Raw genomic sequence first — 20771 nt, 5'->3', positions numbered from 1 at the left:
GTGCGAAGGGGCTAGTATAAATCACCTTTCTACTTTCTTCACTCCACCGTGTTTAAAATTGCACTTCATGTTTGAATCCAGGTTTTTATCAAAAATTATCCTACATCAACAATAAGTTAACCTTGGATTCGCTCAGGCTGTTACTGACTTGTTCAATTAATGCAATATTATCAACGTATTGTTTTAAACTTTCTACTTTACCTCTTGTCTTTGATGCTTTTTGTTTGAATTTAAGTTATTGAATTTTTAATAATATCACCTTGATTTATTTAATACCTGTTGATATATTAAAAGTTACCGGCGGGGTACTTTACCTTTGATTGGTTAATAGACTGGAAACAATACCAATATGATAAACAAGAGAATTAGGTATCCATGCATCCTTTCTCTCTTTCAATCCCTAGTTAAAAGCTGAGGGTTTATTTTATCAAGCTTCTTACTTGATAGTTGTTATTGCAGGATGCTCTACTATAAAAGTCGATGTTTTATATAACATATTAAATTTTATAGTTTTTGGATTTATTTTAAATGGATTTTATGAAAAAAATAGCTATCTTACTCTTATTTGTTCCGTTATTTGTTTATTCAGCACAGAATTTTAATTCAGCCAAAACACATCTAACAAAATTATATAAATCAAACCCTAATCAAACGACATTTTATTGCGGATGCGAATTTTCGTGGGTAGGTAAAAAAAGCGTTGTTGATTTTAGCAAGTGTGGGTACCAGCCAAGAAAAAATCAGGCTAGAGCTGAGCGTATTGAGTGGGAACACGTTATGCCTGCCGAGAATTTTGGTAGACACCTGACATGCTGGCAAGAAGGCGGGCGTAAAGCATGTAAAAAAGATGCTGTTTTCAATCAAATAGAAGGGGATATGCATAATTTGCAACCGGCTATTGGTGAAGTGAATGGTGATAGGTCTAATTATCGTTATTCACAATTCACTAAAGAATTTAATCAGTATGGACAGTGTAAAAGTGCTGTGGATTTTAAAGCTCGCGTATTTCAGCCACGTAATGAAATTCGTGGAATGATAGCACGCACCTATCTTTATATGTCTGATAAATATAAAATCAATTTATCAAATCAAGAAAAGAAACTCATGATGGCTTGGAATCAAATGTATGCCCCTGAAAATTGGGAATGTGAGCGTAATGTGCATATAGCAAAAGTGCAGGGTAATGAGAATAAGTTTGTTACTGAACGGTGTAGGTAATAAATAAAAAAGATAATAGTATTATTTTTAAAACGGCAATCCCTGATGCGATTGCTGTATACTATGTGACATATTGTGGTTAAATTTTTTATGCAATTTGGTTTGTTTCTTTATTGTAACTATGAACAACTCTTCAAAAGTTGGGCTTTTAAATCTATTTTTGAAATCCCAACCTATTCCACCTATTAAAATAAAGTCCCCCGTTTTAAGCAAAAAAAACGTCAGAAAAGGTATTTGTAGCTATCCCCTAAAATAGTACAGCAAAAAAGTAGAAAATTCTCTATGATAAAAGAAAAGGGGATTTAATTATGAAAAAAATGACTGAACATCAAATCGTCGCTATTTTAAAAGAAGCTGAAGCGGGTATTCCGGTTAAAGAACTGTGCCGTAAATAGGGCATGGGTAATTCAACTTTCTATAAATGGCGGGAAAAATACGGCGGAATGGAAACTTCGGATATCAAACGCTTAAAGGAGCTGGAGGCTGAAAACCGCAAGCTTAAGCAGATGTTTGCCGAACTGAGCTTAAAATCCCTGCTTCAGGAAGAAATCTTAAAAAAACTATAGTGCACGCAGGTACGTAAAACGTGGGCGGAAATGCTACAAGTGACGCATATGATTGCAATAAGCTGTGCGATGATAGTGTGGGATTAAGTCGCAGTGCTCATAATTTTGTTGTAAGGCGAAGTAAGAGTATAATTAGAAGCCATTAAAATAAAATAAAAAATGGCTCCGGTTTAAACATAAATTTTGCGGTAAAGGTAAATAAACTAATTAGGTGAAATATTATGAAAGATAGTAGTTGGGTATGGGTTTTTAAAAAAGATGGTATCCCAATGGTTTCTGCTGTATTTTCTTCTCTTGAAAATGCGGATAATTGGTTGAAGCTTAATAAATTAACAGGGATATTAACGAAAATGCCTATAGATATTGGTGGCTATGAGTGGTGCATTCAAAATAAAGAACAAATGCTTGAACACTATCATTACGAAAATGGCATCAGATTAGTTTTTTAAATGAAAACCCTGACTATCTAACTAATATACATATTACAAAAAATTGAAATAAATACAGGAGAAATATGTCTTTTAGGAGAGGAAAGTTATGGTTTAGAAGGTTTTATCACATATATGATATCCGATGAATATTTGAAAAGAAGAGTTGAGAACTGGATACGTTCCTTATATAGGTAATACATCTAAAAATACGGGTCGATAATGGGCCAGAATTTACAGGAAAAACCTTTATAAACTGGGCTAAATCACATGATATAGCCATTGATTATATCCAGCCCGGTAGCCCTTATCAAAATGGCTATATTGAACGATTTAATCGTACCTATCGTACTGAAGTACTCGATTTATCTCTTTTTAACCACTTAGCACAAGCCAGGAGAATAACTGAAGAATAGTTAACGATTTATAACACCGAAAGACCGCATGAGGCATTAAATAACATGTTTAGAATAGGATCTCAACATCCCCTGCTACAATAGTTATTGTGCAAAAAAGTATCCATTAATCATAGATACTTTTTTATGCTTGATAACATTCAACCCAGCGTAAGTACTGTAACCAAAGAGGATCGAACTCACATTCAATTTTAACTGATAATGTATTATATTGGTTTGTTATTTGTTTTACTAATTGGAGTACTGACTGTTTATTTCCTACATACCATAGCATATTTCTTACACCTCCACTAAGACTATTTTGGCAATGAATTCCTCGCTCATCAGCACGTAAAGCAAGATTAATAGCATCTTCTAATTCATAAACAAGTGAAAGTGTCTCTTTACTATCAACATCAACTATAACATTAAGTGCATAACAATAATTTTCATGTCCTAACAAAGAATTAGCCACTTCATTACGATGCACTAACATTTTAAGATCTGTTAATTCAAATACAATCCATTGTTCTTCTTGAATATTAAATATACCGGTATGTTTTAAATCTTCTTTCCATAACCGATCAAAAATAGTTACAAATTGGTTAGCAGGAATTGTGGTAGCACTCTGATCTATCTTTAAAAACTCAACAGCTTCTACTCTAACAGCAAAATCATATTCACCTAATAGATGATCAAGATAGATTAATGCCATCGTTTCTGCCTGTTTTATCATTTCTTCAGGGACTGTCTTAGCAAACATAATACCGATAGATATTTTACGACAACTTTCTTTGTATTGAATTAATAAATCAGTTGCACCTAATGAAAAAGAACTCCCTTTAGATTTTATAACAAATGTATCTACATTATTAATGCGCTGACGAAATGCTTCTATTTCGAAAAACTGAAGATCAGGTGCTTGTCGGGAAATTTCTATTACGTATTCGAAGCGTTCAATTTTTCCATCCGCAGTAAAAATAATTTTATGATTCTTAGTATCCCCTACAGCAATTTCAGCAATGACATCTAACTGATTTTCATTTAATAGATTATTGATATTTTTAATTATATCTATAATATCAAGTTCATTAAGAGATTGTTCAGAATTTTTTACCTGTTGCCAAAAATCTCGAATCATCGCACTTAAATGCTCTTGTGAGCTTTGTTGCTCTTTTGGTGTGTTTTTAATATCAGGCGATGTTTTTTTCCAAAACTTTTTGAAAAACATATACATTAACCTCTTAAATCAATAAGAATCATACAAAACTAGTATTAATAATACACTATATTTATTTAAATTTTATAATTATTAATCATCTAATAAGATAATTAATTAAAATATTAATGATATAATATTCAGCAATATGTATAGTAGCTCAAACTTAATCTGACATACACCTATTACTTATCGACCTTTATTTTAACAAAATGCGTGTCCGATGAGCAAAATAAATTCTTCAATTGCTTTTCCTTAACCAATTCTTTTGCATCCAAGCTATCTTTCCATAACGATATTTTCCAGAGAGTGTTCTTTCTCAATTGTAAAATTCAATGTAACTCCCCCACTAATAGACATCCTTCGACAATCAGTCATGAGATAAAAAGAAATTCAAAACCTAATCAAAGCTATCAAGCGCATGAGACGGTTACACTTGCTCAGAAAAGGCGAAAAGGCAAAGCCTATCGGCATTGTAAGACACCGAGTATTAAAGAAGGAGACCGTCGATATAAACGGCCAATTAAACAACGTCCAAGTTATGTAGAAAACTGGAAAACGCGAGGACATTGGGAGAGTGATACCATGATTAGCCGTAAAGACAAGCAAGCATTGGTGACATTAGTTGAAGGCAAAACCGGACTAGTACTCATTGGACGCCTCAATCAACGTACCGCCTCCGAAACAAGAGATATGATAATAAAACTACTAACGCCGTTTAAAAAAGGGTTAAAAGCTCACCTTTGATAATGGGAACGAATTTAATTATCATCATGCGATTGAGCATTATTTAAATACTACCGTATACTTTGCGGAGCCTTATAAAAGCGGGCAAAGAGGCACAAATGAAAATACCAATGGCTTAATACGTCAGTTTATACCTAAGTCAGCGGCCAATTCATTAGTTGACGACGAACAGATAAAGAAAATACAATATTTATTGAAATCACGCCCAAGAAAACGGCATAAGTTTAAAAGCCCTACCTCCTTTTATTCTAAGGAGCTAAGACGAATTGCACTTCATGGTGTAATCTAGGATGGTGTTTATCAATTAATTGAAGATTTTACAATAACTAATGAGGGACTAAATCTATTAACTGAATATAGAAAGACCAAAGATTTATCACCCGCTAAGGTTAGATATGCTAAAAAGTGTAATGGTTCGGACTCTTCACAATTTATTGATTACTTACAAGGTAAAACCGCTCAATTGAATCATGGTGTATCAAGTTCAGGTTATTCTCCATCATTAATAGAGGGTAAGTGGATGAAATCTAAATACATCAAGCTGATTCATATTGCAAAATCTCAACTTAATCTTGATGACGATACCTATCGTCATCTATTCCTGAATATAACTAAAAAAACTAGCACCAAGGATATGACAGTTTGGGAACTGGAAAAATTCTAAATCACCTTAAATCAAAAGGTTTTAAAGTTAAATCATCAAAAAAATAGGGAAGATAACTGCTACAGAACCAGTTCATAAAAAATACGCTCATTATGGCTGGAACTAGCTGATGCAGGTGAAGTAAAAAACCGCTCAGAAAAAGCTATCAATTCATATGTAAAACGTATTACTGGTGTTGAAGTGATGGATTGGCTTACTCAAAAACAAGCAATGGCTGTAATTGAAAGCCTAAAAAGTTGGTAAGCACGCATATAAAGGAAGAAGCATGAAATTAACACGTTGCCCAATTTGTCATAACGAAATTAATTTAGAAGTATTAGTCGAGGATAATTCTGGCAGAGAACTCCTTATGCTAGTAAGCAATTTAAGTTATGGCTGTGCTAAACCGATGATTGCTTATATTGGTTTATTTCGTACTCAAAAATCAAATTTGAGTAACTCACGAGCAGTAAATTTAATAAATGAAGTACTACAATTTTTTCAACCAAGTAGACATCTAGCTCACGCGCTACGGGAAACAGTTAATAATATTCACGCTAAGCGTTTAACTAGTGAGTACAAAACGTTTAAAAATCATAACTACTCAATTCGTAGCAGTAATGAAGAGTATTTTGAACAGATGTATAGGGCTGGTATCGATTTTAATAAATTAGAAAAAAATATACCCGGTGCACTAGATTGGTATAAGAAGAAAACAGAAGCGTAAATTATGACTAAGTCTGCAATATCTATTAAACGTCATGAACTGCTAACGCATATATCATTATCTGTGGCTAATGAAGCCATGGATTATGGTCTGCCTGAAGATATTGCAGCTCATCTTGGTGATAGTATTGCAAATACAATTTCAGAACTGTTTGGAGGTCAGAACATTACGTTTCCACGTGACTACAGATTCAAACTAAACCAACGTGACTTGCAAATCTATGACGCATTTAAAGGCAATAACTACGCAGAACTAAGTCAAAAATATAAAATGACAGGACGAGGTATCAGAAAAGTAATCGACCGAGTTCACAAAAGAATGATAAAAGAAAAACAACCAACCTTATTTGATTTCAACGATGCCTAATTAATTTTTTTAGGAAATTTTTTATTTCATATTTTGTAACACTTTTTCAAAAAACAATTTCATTATTTCCCTGTTTATTTTGTTATATCCCATTTATCTCATCATTCTGTTATTATTTATCATGTTCTATTTCAGTTAAAATAATCCACTAAAAACGCATAAAATATTATTCCAAAAACGGATTTATATGGTTTACCAGTATTATAAAAGTGAATAAATTTTTTGTGTTTTTGCTTTCTATTTTTTGAGTTACTAAATATCTTCTGATTATGCCATATCTCAATTAAAAGTACATATCACTCTTTTCTGTTTCTTAATTGCCAAACGGTATGGATTCCTGAATATTTTTTACAAGAAAAACAATCATAAAAAATGAACGGTTGCGTAAATATTTCATTAGGAGCATAAAAATCAAGTATAGAATTACGTTACCAACTTAGCCATTTCTTAAATAAATATAAGCAACGTGAGTAATTTCTATATTTGTAAAATGTTTCAAGTAACTATATATTTTACTTTACGTTTCTAAATTTATTTAGAACGGTATTGAAATGATTTTTTTATTTAAAATCTTGATGATAAGTGATAATATACTCGATCTATTTTTTATGTATGCAAGTGCGCTTTCGTGTGGCGCACCACTGTTTAAGGATTTATTATGCCAATAATTACTCTTCCTGACGGAAGTCAACGTCAATTTGATAAACCTGTTACCATTTTAGAAGTCGCACAAAGTATAGGTGCGGGGCTAGCAAAAGCTTGTATAGCTGGACGTGTAAATGGTGAACGTAAAGATGCTTGTGATGTCATTACTGAAGATGCATCTTTAGCTATTATTACAGCTAAAGATGATGATGGGCTTGAAATTATTCGTCATTCTTGTGCGCATTTACTAGGGCATGCTATTAAACAATTATGGCCTGATGTACAAATGGCAATTGGTCCAACTATTGACAATGGTTTTTATTATGATGTCGATTTAGAACATTCATTAACGCAGGAAGATATTGATGCATTAGAAAGGCGTATGCTTGAGCTTGCAAAGAAAAACTACGATGTAAAAAAAGAAATTGTTAGTTGGGAACAAGCAAGAGAAATTTTTTGGAATCGTCATGAACCTTATAAAATTGCAATTTTAGATGAAAATATCCCTAAGGATGCAACGCCAGCACTTTATCATCATGAAGAGTATATTGATATGTGTCGTGGACCGCATGTACCAAATATGCGTTTTTGCCATCGTTTTAAATTACAAAAAGTCGCTGGTGCTTATTGGCGTGGTGACAGTGATAATAAAATGTTACAACGCATTTATGGAACTGCATGGGCAGACAAAAAACAACTGGATAGTTATTTACAATTTCTTGAAGAAGCCGCTAAACGAGATCATCGTAAAATAGGTAAACAGCTTGATCTTTATCATATGCAAGAAGAAGCACCTGGCATGGTGTTTTGGCATAATGATGGTTGGATAATTTTCCGTGAACTAGAGGTTTTTGTTCGTACAAAGTTAAAGGAATATGATTATCAAGAAGTGAAAGGTCCATTTATGATGGATCGTATTTTGTGGGAAAAAACAGGACATTGGGGTAACTACAAAGAATTAATGTTTGTAACATCTTCAGAAAACCGCGAATATTGCATTAAACCAATGAACTGCCCAGGACATGTACAGATTTTTAATCAAGGGTTAAAATCTTATCGTGATTTACCATTACGTATGGCAGAATTTGGTAGTTGTCATCGAAATGAGCCTTCAGGATCTTTACATGGCTTAATGCGGGTTCGTGGTTTTACTCAAGATGATGCCCATATTTTTTGTACTGAAAGTCAAATTCGCAGTGAAGTGAATAGTTGTATCAAAATGGTTTATGATACTTATAGTACTTTTGGTTTTACCGATATTACGGTCAAACTGTCGACTCGCCCTGAAAAGAGAATTGGTAAAGATGAAACATGGGATTTAGCAGAAAAAGATTTAGCTGAATGTTTAACTGAAAATGGTATCAAATTTGAATACCTACCAGGTGAAGGGGCTTTTTATGGGCCAAAAATTGAGTTTACATTACACGACTGTTTAGGTCGTGCATGGCAGTGTGGTACAGTTCAGCTTGATTTTATGTTACCTGAACGTTTGGATGCGACTTATGTTGGTGAGGATAATGAACGTCATACCCCTGTTATGATTCATAGAGCTATTTTAGGATCAATGGAACGTTTTATGGGTATATTGACTGAAAACTGTGCTGGTTTTTTCCCTACATGGCTTTCTCCACTACAAGTTGTTGTGATCAATATTACTGATAATCAAGCCGAATATGCCAAACAATTATCCGAACAATTACAAAAAGTTGGTATTAGAGCAAAAGCGGACTTGAGAAATGAGAAAATTGGGTTTAAAATTCGCGAGCATACATTGAAACGAGTTCCATATATGTTTGTCTGTGGAGATAAAGAAATGGAATCGGGTACTATTTCAGTTCGAACGCGCCAAGGTAAAGATCTTGGTAGCTTTGAAGTGAAACATGTTATAGAATTGTTGCTTAACGAAATTCATAGTCGTTCATTAGAACAAATGAATTAATGATAAATTAATTTGGAGGAATGAGATATTAAAGTCAGTAAACGAATTCAGTCAACACGCGCGCATAAAATTAACGATGAAATTACTGCTCGCGAGGTGAGGTTAACCGGCGTCGATGGTGAGCAGCTCGGTATTGTAAGCTTAGACGAAGCTTTAAAACAAGCGGAAGAAGCAACTCTTGATTTAGTTGAAATAAGCCCTAATGCAGAGCCACCTGTTTGTCGAATTATGGATTATGGCAAATTCCTCTATGAAAAGAGTAAAGCAACAAAAGAGCAAAAGAAAAAGCAAAAGGTTGTTCAGGTTAAGGAAATTAAATTCCGACCTGGTACAGATGAAGGCGATTATCAGGTAAAACTCCGCAGCCTGATTCGCTTTCTTGAAGATGGCGATAAAGCTAAAGTCACGTTACGTTTTCGTGGTCGTGAAATGGCTCACCAACAGTTGGGTTCTGAAATGCTAGATCGCATTAAAGAGGACCTAGCTGATTTGGCTATCATTGAATCTTATCCAACTAAGATCGAAGGTCGTCAAATGATAATGGTACTTGCGCCAAAGAAAAAATAATGGTTTTACAAGCTAACTTTTAATTTATTAAAACTTACACCATTATTTTATTTTTATTAACAATGCGAAGTGGAAATTAATAAAATGCCTAAAATTAAAACTGTAAGAGGCGCAGCAAAGCGCTTTAAAAAAACAGCTTCTGGTGGCTTTAAGCATAAGCAAGCTAATAAAAGTCATATCTTAACTAAGAAATCAACCAAACGTAAACGTCATTTACGTGGTTTGACAACTGTGTCAAAAGGCGATTTAGGTTTAGTTACTGCGTGTGTTCCATACGCTTAATTCATTGGTTAATTTATTTAGAGGATATAGTTTATGGCTCGTGTTAAACGTGGTGTTGTTGCTCGTGCACGTCACAAGAAAATTTTAAAACAAGCAAAAGGTTATTATGGTGCTCGTTCACGTGTATATCGTGTTGCTTTCCAAGCTGTAATCAAAGCAGGACAATATGCTTACCGTGACCGTCGTCAACGTAAACGTCAATTCCGTCAATTATGGATTGTTCGTATCAATGCTGCAGCACGCCAATGTGGTCTTTCATATAGCCGTTTTATTAATGGTTTAAAGAAAGCTTCTATTGAGATTGATCGTAAGATCCTTGCTGATATTGCGGTATTTGATAAAAATGCGTTTGCTGCATTAGTTGAAAAAGCAAAAGCAGCACTGTAATAGCGTCATAAGAGCCGAGTTATCTCGGCTTTTATAATTTTAAAATTTTGATTTTTATTATAAAGAGTTATTCAATTATGAACTTAGTTATTTTTTATTTCTTTTTTGGCTTTTTTAGTAATGCTAATTAACGAGGCAAAAAAAAAGTAAAAGATGATTATAAAAGCCTCAAAAAGAGGCTTTTTTTATATAATGAACAAATAAGCAGGAGAACTGTATGTCTCAATTAGTTGAACTGGTAAATAAAGCCAAATCCGCTATTGAAAGTGCTAATGACATTAATACGATCGAACAAATTCGGGTAGAGTTTTTTGGTAAAAAAGGCCATTTTACAATACAAATGGCTTCATTGCGTGATGTTCCTGCCGATGAACGTCCAGCTGTAGGACAAAAAATAAATGATGCAAAACAAAAAGTTGTTGAAATATTAAATCAAAAACGCAATCTTTTAGAGCGTCAAGCTCTCGATGCAAAGTTGGCAAATGAAACGATAGATATTACTTTACCAGGAAAAACGCTTGAATTAGGTGGATTACATCCCGTTACCAAAACAATTAATCGCTTAGTCGATTTTTTTGGTGAATTAGGTTTTATTGTTGAAACTGGGCCAGAAATTGAAGATGACTACCATAATTTTGATGCACTAAATATTCCTGCTCATCATCCTGCTCGTGCTGATCACGATACATTTTGGTTTGATGCAAAACGATTATTAAGAACACAAACTTCAACCGTACAAATTCGTACAATGGAAAATCAAAAACCACCAATTCGAATCATTGCTCCAGGGCGAACTTATCGTAATGATTATGATCAAACTCACACGCCAATGTTCCATCAAATGGAAGGTTTGCTTGTTGATAAAGATATCAGTTTTACTCATTTAAAAGGACTATTGCACGATTTTCTGCATTGTTTTTTTGAAGATGACATGGAAATACGTTTTAGACCTGGTTATTTCCCATTTACCGAACCTTCCGCCGAAGTTGACATAAAGGCTAAAAATGGTAAATGGCTAGAAGTATTAGGTTGTGGAATGGTTCACCCCAATGTATTACGTAATGTTGGTATTGATCCGGAAGTATATAGCGGTTTTGCGTTTGGTATGGGAATAGAGCGGTTAACCATGTTACGTTACGGTGTCACTGATTTACGTTCTTTCTTTGAAAATGATTTACGCTTTTTAAAACAATTTAATTAATTCTGGAGATCAAAACATGAAATTTAGTGAAAGTTGGCTACGTGAATGGATCAATCCAGAAATTAGTAGCGAAACGCTAGCCGAACAATTAACAATGGCTGGTTTAGAAGTTGATGATATTGAAAAGGTTGCTGGTGATTTTTCAGGAGTGGTTGTTGGCAAAGTCGTTGAATGTATGCAGCATCCTAATGCAGATAAATTACGTGTTACGAAAGTTGATATAGGTAAATCAGAATTACTTGATATTGTCTGTGGAGCGCCAAATTGCCGTCAAGGATTAACTGTTGCTTGTGCCACAGTCGGAGCTATATTACCTGGTGATTTTAAAATTAAAGCAGCCAAACTGCGAGGAGAACCTTCAGAAGGGATGCTTTGTTCTTATTCCGAGTTGGGTATTTCTGATGATCATAATGGAATTATTGAATTACCTGATGATGCGCCTTTAGGTATGGATATTCGCGAATATTTAAATCTTAATGATGTAATAATTGATATTAGTGTAACTCCAAACCGTTCAGATTGTTTTGGTATTATTGGTATTGCTAGAGATATTTCTGCAGTTAACAATATAGTTATGAAAGAACTAAAAGTAGACAATGTACCTACAACGATTACCAATATTTTACCAATTGAGGTCAATGCCCCCAAAGCCGCACCACGTTATTTAGGTAGAGTTATAAAAAATATTAATGTTAATGCAACAACACCTCTTTGGATGAAAGAAAAATTGCGTAGAGGCGGAATTCGTTCAATTGATGCCGTTGTTGATATTACTAACTATGTGTTATTAGAACTAGGTCATCCAATGCATGCCTTCGATTTGGATCAAATAGAAAAAGGTATCATTGTTCGTTATGCTAAAGAAAATGAAAAACTAGTTTTACTCAATGGTAATGAAGTTAAACTTAATGATAAAACCTTAGTTATTGCTGATCACCAAAAAATCTTAGCATTAGCAGGAATTATGGGAGGAGAAAAATCAGGTGTAACTCAATCTACTAAAGATGTATTTCTTGAGTCAGCATTTTTTAATCCATTAGCAATAATAGGAAAAGCTCGTGAGTATGGTTTACATACGGATGCTTCACACCGTTATGAACGAGGTGTTGATCCTGCTTTACAATTTGCTGCAATGGAAAGAGCTAGTCAATTATTAATTGAGATTTGTGGTGGTGAAGTAGGTCCAATTATTGATGTCACAAATCAAAATGAGCTTCCTACACAAGCAACTATTGAGTTACACCGCAATAAAATCAATCGTATAATTGGTTATCAAATCGAAACTCAAAATATCAGTGATATTTTAAACAGACTTGGTTGTCAAGTTGAATATAATAATAATGTTTGGGTTGTCAAATCACCAAGTTGGCGGTTTGATTTACAAATTGAAGAGGATTTAGTTGAGGAGATTGCACGTATTTATGGATATAACAATATTCCAAATGCCAATCTAAAGATTGAATCAGTGATGAAACCTAAACCAGAAAACAAAATATCACTACGAAGAATAAAAGATCTATTGGTTGATAGGGGATATCAAGAAGCAGTAACATACAGCTTTGTTGACCCCAAAATTCAACGAATTCTTCACCCAGAACAAGCTGAAATAATATTACCGAATCCTATTTCAAGTGAAATGTCGGTTATGCGGTTATCGCTATGGTCTGGATTATTAGATGCAGTTTTATATAATCAAAACCGTCAGCAAACACGTATCCGATTATTTGAGACTGGCTTGCGTTTTATACCTGATGAAAAATGTGAATTTGGTGTACGTCAAGAATTAATGTTATCTGGCATTGTTTCAGGAAATTTATACGAAGAACATTGGGGACTTCCAAAAAAGAACGTGGATTTTTACGATATTAAAGGTGATATTGAGTTAATTTTGTCTCTTTTGGGATGTGCTGATAATGTATTGTTTAAAAAATCTCAATTATCAACCTTACATCCAGGACAAAGTGCTGTAATTTATTTAAATGGGGAATTAATAGGTTATTTTGGTGTCTTACATCCAGAAATTGAAAAAAAATTATCTTTAAATAGTAAAACGCTTGTTTTTGAAATAAATTTAGCTAAAATCAATGAAAAAAAGATACCTGTTGCTCAGGACTTATCCAAATATCCGTCGAATAAACGAGATATTGCAATTATTGTTCCGAATACGGTACCAGCAGCAGACATTATTTCAGAATGTAAAAAAGCTGGTGGTGAGCAACTTATTAAAGTTAATCTTTTTGATGTGTATCAAGGTGAAAATATCAAACAAAATCAAAAAAGCCTTGCTATTAGTTTGATTTTGCAAGATAAATCTCGTACACTTGAAGAAGAAGATATAACAAACATTGTAAGCAAGTGCGTTATTGCTTTACAGAATCGTTTTAAAGCCCTATTAAGAGAATAATAATATGACATTAACTAAAGCAGATATAGCAGATCGTCTTGCCGAAAAATTTAACATTGATCGCCAAGAAGCTAAAGTCCTTGTTGAACTCTTTTTTGAAGAGATTCGTGTGGCTTTAGAAAAAGGAGAGCCAGTAAAATTATCTGGATTTGGTAATTTTGCTGTTCGCGATAAAAATTCACGTCCAGGACGTAATCCTAAAACGGGTGAAAGTGTAGATATTTCAGCTCGTCGCGTTGTCACATTTAGACCGGGAATCAAGTTTAGAGAACGTGTAGAAAAAAATCTAGTTATCTAGGTTTATAAATTTGTTTTTTACACCCTCAATATAATTGCCTTTCTTTTGTTAAAACAAATAGAAAGGCTAGTTTTTTATAAAAAATGTTGTATTAATTTTTAAATTAAAGCATAATACTACCTCTCTCAATGGAGACTCTATGGGTTCTCTTGCAACATTTTTTTGCTCATCAGGTCAGGTCCGGAAGGAAGCAGCCAAAGTAAAAAATATGTGTGTGGGATGTGGCTGATAGAGTTTCCTCCAAATTTTGTAGTGCATTTAATCTGTTTTTTAGAACTATAATATAAATAAAATGGGGTGCTGTTATCTGACAATTAGAATTACTGATTACAAGGGGTATTGGCTAAGACACCCATCTATAGATGAATTGATGAACAAGGAAATTTATTTTGAAATTACCATCTCTTATTCTAATAGCATTAGTAATAATTTTAAGTGGTTGTTCAGCTTTACCCCATTCAGGACCTAATTTTTCTTCTATAAAAAATATAAATAAGCAGAATACTGAATTAGATAAACTTTATAGTAAAGTCCAAATCATCAATTTAAATACTTCACCAGATTCTATAAAAGAAACACAAACTAATTTATTTAATTTTATCAAGTTTATTGGTGAAAAAGATAGCCAAGATAAAAAGGTTGATAATATAGGAAAAGGGGATAGCATAAAAATTTCTATAATCGAAACACCTCCTGCAATACTATTTGTAGGTTCAAATGATACAGGTGCTCCGAAAACTGGATTAACTGAATTACCAATAGTTGTTGTTGACTCCAAAGGATTTATCTCTTTGCCGTTTGTAGGAAATATGAAAGTTGTTAATAAAACTCCTAAACAGATACAAAAAGAGATCATTGAAAAGTTGTCTGGAATTGCTAATAGACCACAAATAATTGTTACTGTTTTGGAAAAACGTTCATCGACTGTTACAGTTATTGGTGATAAATTTAGCGGTAAAATGCCTATAACAGCCAAGGGGGAATGCTTATTAGATGCGGTTACCATGTTAGGTAGCAATATGTATGATATTAAAGATACTTTAATACAAATTACTAGAAATAATAAAGTTAATGAAATTCCGTTAAGTTTAGTATTATCTAATCCTAGATTTAATATTCATCTTCAAAAAGATGATGTTATTACGTTAATTAATAAACCAAATTCTTTCATTTCTATGGGGGCAATAGGTTCAACCAAAGAAGTCAAATTTGAAGCTATTGGAATTAATTTGTCTCAAGCATTAGCTCGTATTGGTGGCTTACGAGATAATCAATCTGATGCCCGAGGTGTGTTTGTCTTTAGATATCAAGAAAATTTGTCAATTGATAATAGGAAAGAACTTATACCAACGATTTTTCAAATAGATTTAAATAATCCTAACTCACTTTTTGTAATGAAAAATTTTCGAATAAAAAATGACGATATTGTTTATATTGCATCGGCACCAATTCTAGAATTGCAAAAATTCTTGTATGCAATTTTCTCGCCTGGTATTGGAGTTGTTAATCAAGTTAACCAAATTAGTGAATAATGTTTTGATTAGTACCTTGTGAGATTTTATGTATTTAAATTTTAAAAGAAAAAAAATTGGTTATTATATTTAGTTGTTATATTTCGAACCTTACTATCGATAATTTATTTTGGATTAATAGCTGAAAATATTTATACATCAGAGGCAAAATACATTATACGTTCTTCTGATACCCAATCATCTTTGGGTGGGTTAGGAAGTTTTTTTTCAAAGGTTGGAATTTCACGCTCCAATGATGACTCATATGTTGTTTTGTCGTATATAAAATCCAGAGATGCGCTATCTTCTGTCGAAAAATTTTTACCAGTACAAGAATGGTATACAACAAAAGGCGATGAGATATCGAGATTTAATGGATTTAACTTTGATTTTTATGATAAAAAAGAATATTTTTATCGGTACATGAGTAATATGATAAATGCTAATTTCGACAATTCCACAGGTATTGCTACAATTAGTGTAAATGCTTTCGATATGCAAGATGCATTTAAAATAAACGAGCAATTATTGAAACAAGCTGAAGGGTTTGTAAACCAAATAAATTTACGAGCCAAACAAGATCTTATAACCGCATCGTTAGCTGAATTGAAAAATGCTGAGTCACAGATGAAGAAAGAAGCTCAAGCACTAGCTGAATTTCAAAGAAATAAAAATAAAGATGCTAACTTAGCTGAATATCAACAAATATTAATTAATAATACTGTTGCTAAACAGCAGTTTGAAGCAGCTACATTATCGTTACGTAATGCTCAAGTGGAAATAACTAAAAAGCAGCTTTATCTAGAGCGAATTGAACAACCAAGTATATCAGATGTATCGTTTAAACCTGCTCGCATTTATAATATCATTGCAACTTTTATAATTAGTTTTTTAGTATATGGCATTATTAATTTACTTTTAGCTGGTATAAGAGAGCATAAAGATTAATGGCAGAAGTAATTACTAAAACATCATTTATGCGTTCATTAAAAATACAAATTCGTGTATTGAATGCTTTAATTTTAAGGGAAATAATTACTCGTTATGGGCGTAGTAATATTGGTTTTCTTTGGCTATTTGTTGAACCTATGTCATTAACTTTATTAATAAGTTTAATGTGGTTTTTTTTTTAAATAAATTCCGTATCCAATCTTAATATTATTGCATTTGTATTAACTGGTTATCCAATGGTAATGATGTGGCGGAATGCTTCATCTAGAGCAAAAAATTCTGTAACGGCTAATAACGCACTGTTATATCACCGTAATATCAAAATTTTAGATTTAGTATATGCCCGAATTTTTCTTGAAGTGATTGGGGCTAGTGCAGCTCAAGTTTTCGTTATATCAATTTTTATCTTTATTGGATTAATTGCTATACCTTATGATCCTTTTTATATGTTGTGTGCTTGGGGATTAATGTGTTGGTTTTCTCTAGGATTAGGTTTGATTATTTTTGTTTTATCTGCTAAATATGAGGCTTTTGATAAAATGTGGGGAACTTTGAGTTTTATACTTATGCCGTTATCTGGGGCTTTCTTTTGGGTTGATACCTTTCCCCATGATATTCAAAAGTTATTACTTTATATTCCACCAATTAATGGAACAGAAATGTTTAGAGCTGGTTATTTTGGTCCTTCAACTATAACACATCAAAGTGTAAGTTATTTAGTTTTTTGTGATATAGTTTTATTATTTGTAGGATTAACGATGGTAAAAATTAATGAGAATTATATTCTTGAGGGTAATTAATGATTCTTGTTAAGAATGTCAGTAAACAATACTCAACTAGACAAGGATATAAAACAGTCCTTAATAATATTAATTTCTCTTTATGCAAAGGAGAAAAGATTGGTATATTGGGGCGTAATGGTGCAGGTAAATCTACACTAATTAGACTTCTAAGTGAAATAGAAAAACCAACAACAGGATCAATAATAAGAAATATGTCAATTTCTTGGCCTTTAGCTTTTTCAGGTGCGTTTCAAGGTAGTTTGACAGGAATGGATAATTTAAGATTTATTTGTCGAATTTATGGATGTAACATTGAAAAAACGAAAGAATATGTTGAACATTTTGCGGAATTAGGTTCGTATTTATACGAACCAATAAAAAAATATTCTTCTGGAATGAAGGCTCGTTTAGCCTTTGCTTTATCTTTATCGATTGAGTTTGATTGTTATTTAATTGATGAAGTAATTGCCGTTGGTGATTCTAAATTTACAGAAAAATGTAAAACAGAGTTATTTGAAAATAAAAAAGATCGCGCTCTTATCTTAGTTTCACATAACATGAATGCGATAAAAAACTATTGTGATAAAGCTATGGTACTTGATGCTGGTTGCTTATATCAATTTGACACGATTGAACAAGCTTACATTTATCATAATAATCAACAGAAAATTACATAACCTTACTAATAGTACTCCAAATGAAAAATGTCTTAGTTTTTTCAAAAAAAATTCTGACCATAAATAGTATTAACCATTTTTTTCCTAATCTATTGTTTTGTAAAAAAAATATTAATAGAAAATTTGACGCAGTTGCTGGGTGGGGATATAGGCCAACAACAATTAAAGCTAGAGCATATGCAACTAAACATTTACTGCCGTTTATTGCTCTTGAAGATGGCTTTTTGCGCTCTATTGGTCTAGGTCTAGAAGGCTATCCACCACTATCACTTATTGCTGATAATATTGGAATCTATTATGATTCTAGAACTCCTTCAGAATTAGAAATCTTGATTAAAGATAAAATAAATTTGAATCAATATATTAATAAATCAAGTTATGCATTAAAATTAATTATCGGAGAACAGTTATCAAAATATAATCATGCCCCTAATTTTTGTGGTTTCAAGGAAAAAATCAAAAATAAAAGAATTTTAGTTATCGATCAAACATTTGGAGATATGGCCGTTGAATTAGGAGGAGCAAGCCAACAAACTTTTATATCAATGCTAAATTGTGCAATTGAGGAGAACCCATCCTCCACAATTTATGTAAAAACTCATACAGATGTAATAAATGGATATAAAAAAGGGTATTTAACTAAAATTGCTAACAGAAAGTCTGTTATCTTATTTGACCAAGATGTAAATTCCTTTTCATTACTTAAACATTTTGACAAAGTCTATGTTGTTACCTCTCATATGGGGTTTGAGGCTCTTTTATTAGGTAAACAGGTGATTACTTTTGGTTTACCTTGGTATGCTGGCTGGGGGGTTACAGATGATAGGCATAAAGATATACAATGTTTGCAAGCAAGCAATAGAAGAACTCAAGCTACAATTTTAGAATTGTTTACTGCAAGTTATATATTATATTGTAAATATATTAATCCTTATACTGGTAAAAGAGGTACTATTTTTGATGTTATTAACTATCTAATAAAAATTAAATCACTTAACAATAAACTTAGAGGTACAATTAATTTAGTTGGTTTTTCATTTTGGAAAAAATATGTATTATTACCTTATTTAAGGTTACCTTCTGTAACATGTCGTTTTCACTCAGTAAGTAACTTTATAAAAATTATCAATGATGAAAGACAAGAAAAAAAAATCAGGACTGAAAAATTATTAATATGGGGACAAGGGAAAAAGAAATTACATCCAATTATTAATCAATTGAATCCACTTCGCATTGAAGATGGCTTTATCCGTTCAATTGGATTAGGATCAAATTTAGTTATGCCATATTCATTGGTTATTGATGAGGTAGGTATCTATTTTAATTCTCAAAATATGAGTGAATTAGAATTTTTGTTAGCAAGTAAAGAAGTTAATAAACAACAAATAGAAAGAGCTAGTTTACTACAAAATTTGCTTATCGTAACAAAATTAGGTAAATATAATATTGGTGAAAAAGTCAATATTAGGCCAAGAGGAAATAAGCAAAAAATTATTTTAATACCAGGTCAAGTTGAAGATGATGCCTCTATTTTATATGGTTCGCCTATTATAAAAACAAATCTAGAATTGATAAAGTCAGTTAGACGAAACAATCCTGATGATTATATTATATATAAACCTCATCCAGACGTTTTAAGTGGCAACCGAAAAGGTAAGGTTAATAGAAGTGAAATAAAAAAATATATTGATGATATAATTGAATTTGTTGATATTATTGATTGTATAGAGCAGGTTGACGAAATCCATACAATTACTTCTTTGGCAGGCTTTGAAGCATTAATTAGAAATAAACAAGTTGTTTGTTATGGGCAACCATTTTACTCAGGCTGGGGATTAACAATTGATATGTATCCAAATATTAGAAGAAATAGGGCACTAACACTTCAAGAGTTAATTTATATCGTGATGTATGATTATGCTATTTATATCCATCCTGATTCTTTACATTTTACCGATCCAGAAACTTTAATAAATTATTTAAACGATAAAAAATTAAAAAACTCAAGAACATTTAGACAGTCTTGGTTAAAAAAACAGTTTAACAAGCTAAAACAGGTTATTTTTCTTATTTGGAAAATAAAATTACTTAGTTATAAATAATAAAATTTTGTGATCCCATTCAAAATTGAGTGTATTTACCAGTTTCAGAAGATATTTGATTCTATTGGATTTTTGGGCGATTTTTCTTAACAACATTATTAGTATAAAATTGATGTAGAAAATTATGCTACCTGTTTTCGAGTTTTAAATTAAAATAGAACATAATAAATAATAACAGAATGATGAGATAAATGGGATAAAACAAAATAAAAGGGGGAAATAGTGGGATTGTTTTTTGAAAAACCGCTACAAAATATGAAATAAAAAATTGAATTTGTGAGTACTACACAATGAGCTTGTTCAACACTGTACTATAAAATTCTTATTGTTGAAATATCCACTCGTGAGAAAGGTTGTTTTTTTCATTTCTAACACGGTAATTACCGCTAGTGATCTTTTTCTAGGTCATAGATCAAAAAAATGAAGTTGCTTTAATTAATTTGCCCCTATATATTATTATAAATAACGACATTACAAATATGTAGTAGCTCAAACTTAACTTTTGCATCATTCCATGTTTGCTAGGGTGTCTTTCCATAACAATATTTTCCAGAGTGTGCTCTTTCTCGATTGTAAAATTCAAGCCATTGCTCAATATCGTTTTGTATTTTGGATCTGTAAATACCCCAAGCTTAGTACACAACTCACGTAGAAAATCATGCTGCTTGTTTTAATGTTTTATACTCAATTGGTGTCATGTTATTTAATGCCTCATG

General features: G+C 32.3%; 19 protein-coding genes, 1 other RNA gene and 3 pseudogenes. 22 read left to right on the top strand and 1 reads right to left on the bottom strand.

Translation table 11 applies throughout. The features are described from left to right. The first annotated feature begins 528 nt into the window (after positions 1-528). The 4 genes and pseudogenes from GQ594_RS11010 to GQ594_RS12315 form a co-directional block, all read left to right on the top strand. Positions 529-1218: an endonuclease gene (locus tag GQ594_RS11010; protein WP_160412822.1), complete on the top strand. Its 690-nt coding sequence runs from the start codon at positions 529-531 to the stop codon at positions 1216-1218. A 308-nt stretch (positions 1219-1526) separates the two neighbouring features. Further along, positions 1527-1781, top strand: a pseudogene (locus GQ594_RS12230) (transposase); the annotation flags it as partial. Positions 1782-2005: 224 nt separating this feature from the next. Further along, positions 2006-2233, top strand: coding sequence for a DUF7710 domain-containing protein (locus GQ594_RS11000; protein ID WP_160412826.1), 228 nt, complete (start codon positions 2006-2008; stop codon positions 2231-2233). Between the two features lie 188 nt (positions 2234-2421). Further along, positions 2422-2625 (top strand): annotated as a pseudogene (locus GQ594_RS12315) (integrase core domain-containing protein); the annotation flags it as partial. Positions 2626-2752: 127 nt separating this feature from the next. Here the strand turns inward: GQ594_RS12315 and GQ594_RS10990 are convergent. After that, positions 2753-3838: a DUF695 domain-containing protein gene (locus GQ594_RS10990; protein WP_160412828.1), complete on the bottom strand. Its 1086-nt coding sequence runs from the start codon at positions 3836-3838 to the stop codon at positions 2753-2755. Between the two features lie 297 nt (positions 3839-4135). On the opposite strand from GQ594_RS10990, the gene GQ594_RS10985 reads away from it, so the two are divergent. From GQ594_RS10985 to GQ594_RS10900, 18 genes and pseudogenes are all read left to right on the top strand, one after another. Then, a complete protein-coding gene (locus GQ594_RS10985) occupies positions 4136-4573 on the top strand; it encodes a hypothetical protein (RefSeq protein ID WP_160412830.1) in 438 nt (145 codons plus the stop codon). Between the two features lie 31 nt (positions 4574-4604). Continuing rightward, positions 4605-4862: an IS30 family transposase gene (locus tag GQ594_RS12510; protein WP_160412849.1), complete on the top strand. Its 258-nt coding sequence runs from the start codon at positions 4605-4607 to the stop codon at positions 4860-4862. Positions 4863-5318: 456 nt separating this feature from the next. Beyond that, complete coding sequence (locus tag GQ594_RS12505; RefSeq protein WP_160412851.1) at positions 5319-5480, top strand: phage protein GemA/Gp16 family protein; 162 nt, start codon at positions 5319-5321, stop codon at positions 5478-5480. A 22-nt stretch (positions 5481-5502) separates the two neighbouring features. Then, a complete protein-coding gene (locus GQ594_RS10970) occupies positions 5503-5943 on the top strand; it encodes a hypothetical protein (protein ID WP_160412832.1) in 441 nt (146 codons plus the stop codon). Between the two features lie 3 nt (positions 5944-5946). Then, positions 5947-6309, top strand: coding sequence for a Mor transcription activator family protein (locus GQ594_RS10965; protein WP_202112575.1), 363 nt, complete (start codon positions 5947-5949; stop codon positions 6307-6309). 658 nt (positions 6310-6967) lie between these two features. Continuing rightward, positions 6968-8893, top strand: a complete 1926-nt coding sequence (thrS, locus tag GQ594_RS10960) for a threonine--tRNA ligase (RefSeq protein WP_160412834.1) — start codon at positions 6968-6970, stop codon at positions 8891-8893. A 27-nt stretch (positions 8894-8920) separates the two neighbouring features. Continuing rightward, a complete protein-coding gene (infC, locus tag GQ594_RS10955; RefSeq protein WP_065587350.1) occupies positions 8921-9460 on the top strand; it encodes a translation initiation factor IF-3 in 540 nt (179 codons plus the stop codon). An 84-nt stretch (positions 9461-9544) separates the two neighbouring features. Next, complete coding sequence (rpmI, locus tag GQ594_RS10950) at positions 9545-9742, top strand: 50S ribosomal protein L35 (RefSeq protein WP_025315575.1); 198 nt, start codon at positions 9545-9547, stop codon at positions 9740-9742. A 33-nt stretch (positions 9743-9775) separates the two neighbouring features. After that, positions 9776-10129, top strand: a complete 354-nt coding sequence (gene rplT / locus GQ594_RS10945; RefSeq protein ID WP_160412836.1) for a 50S ribosomal protein L20 — start codon at positions 9776-9778, stop codon at positions 10127-10129. Positions 10130-10346: 217 nt separating this feature from the next. Further along, complete coding sequence (gene pheS / locus GQ594_RS10940) at positions 10347-11330, top strand: phenylalanine--tRNA ligase subunit alpha (protein ID WP_160399877.1); 984 nt, start codon at positions 10347-10349, stop codon at positions 11328-11330. 16 nt (positions 11331-11346) lie between these two features. Continuing rightward, positions 11347-13734, top strand: coding sequence for a phenylalanine--tRNA ligase subunit beta (pheT, locus tag GQ594_RS10935; protein WP_160412838.1), 2388 nt, complete (start codon positions 11347-11349; stop codon positions 13732-13734). 4 nt (positions 13735-13738) lie between these two features. Beyond that, entirely contained in the window at positions 13739-14032 is a 294-nt protein-coding gene (locus GQ594_RS10930; RefSeq protein ID WP_065637551.1) for an integration host factor subunit alpha, read from the top strand. A gap of 138 nt (positions 14033-14170) precedes the next feature. Beyond that, positions 14171-14266, top strand: an RNA gene (gene ffs / locus GQ594_RS10925) — signal recognition particle sRNA small type. A 155-nt stretch (positions 14267-14421) separates the two neighbouring features. Beyond that, a complete protein-coding gene (locus GQ594_RS10920; RefSeq protein ID WP_160412840.1) occupies positions 14422-15564 on the top strand; it encodes a polysaccharide biosynthesis/export family protein in 1143 nt (380 codons plus the stop codon). A gap of 252 nt (positions 15565-15816) precedes the next feature. After that, positions 15817-16491, top strand: a complete 675-nt coding sequence (locus GQ594_RS10915) for a hypothetical protein (RefSeq protein ID WP_160412841.1) — start codon at positions 15817-15819, stop codon at positions 16489-16491. Next, positions 16491-17294 (top strand): annotated as a pseudogene (locus GQ594_RS10910) (ABC transporter permease). The gene GQ594_RS10915 and the pseudogene GQ594_RS10910 overlap by 1 nt, the downstream one beginning before the upstream one ends. Beyond that, complete coding sequence (locus GQ594_RS10905; protein WP_160412843.1) at positions 17294-17953, top strand: ABC transporter ATP-binding protein; 660 nt, start codon at positions 17294-17296, stop codon at positions 17951-17953. The pseudogene GQ594_RS10910 and the gene GQ594_RS10905 overlap by 1 nt, the downstream one beginning before the upstream one ends. A gap of 20 nt (positions 17954-17973) precedes the next feature. Next, the gene (locus GQ594_RS10900; protein ID WP_160412845.1) at positions 17974-20055 is read left to right on the top strand and encodes a capsular polysaccharide biosynthesis protein; all 2082 of its coding nucleotides are present in this window, start codon (positions 17974-17976) and stop codon (positions 20053-20055) included. Positions 20056-20771: the final 716 nt, after the last annotated feature.

It is taken from the genome of Gilliamella sp. Pra-s52 (assembly GCF_009795805.1).
Taxonomy (GTDB): domain Bacteria; phylum Pseudomonadota; class Gammaproteobacteria; order Enterobacterales; family Orbaceae; genus Gilliamella.
Note: the sequence above shows the minus strand (reverse complement) of the source record. Positions and strands in the feature narration are given on the sequence as shown.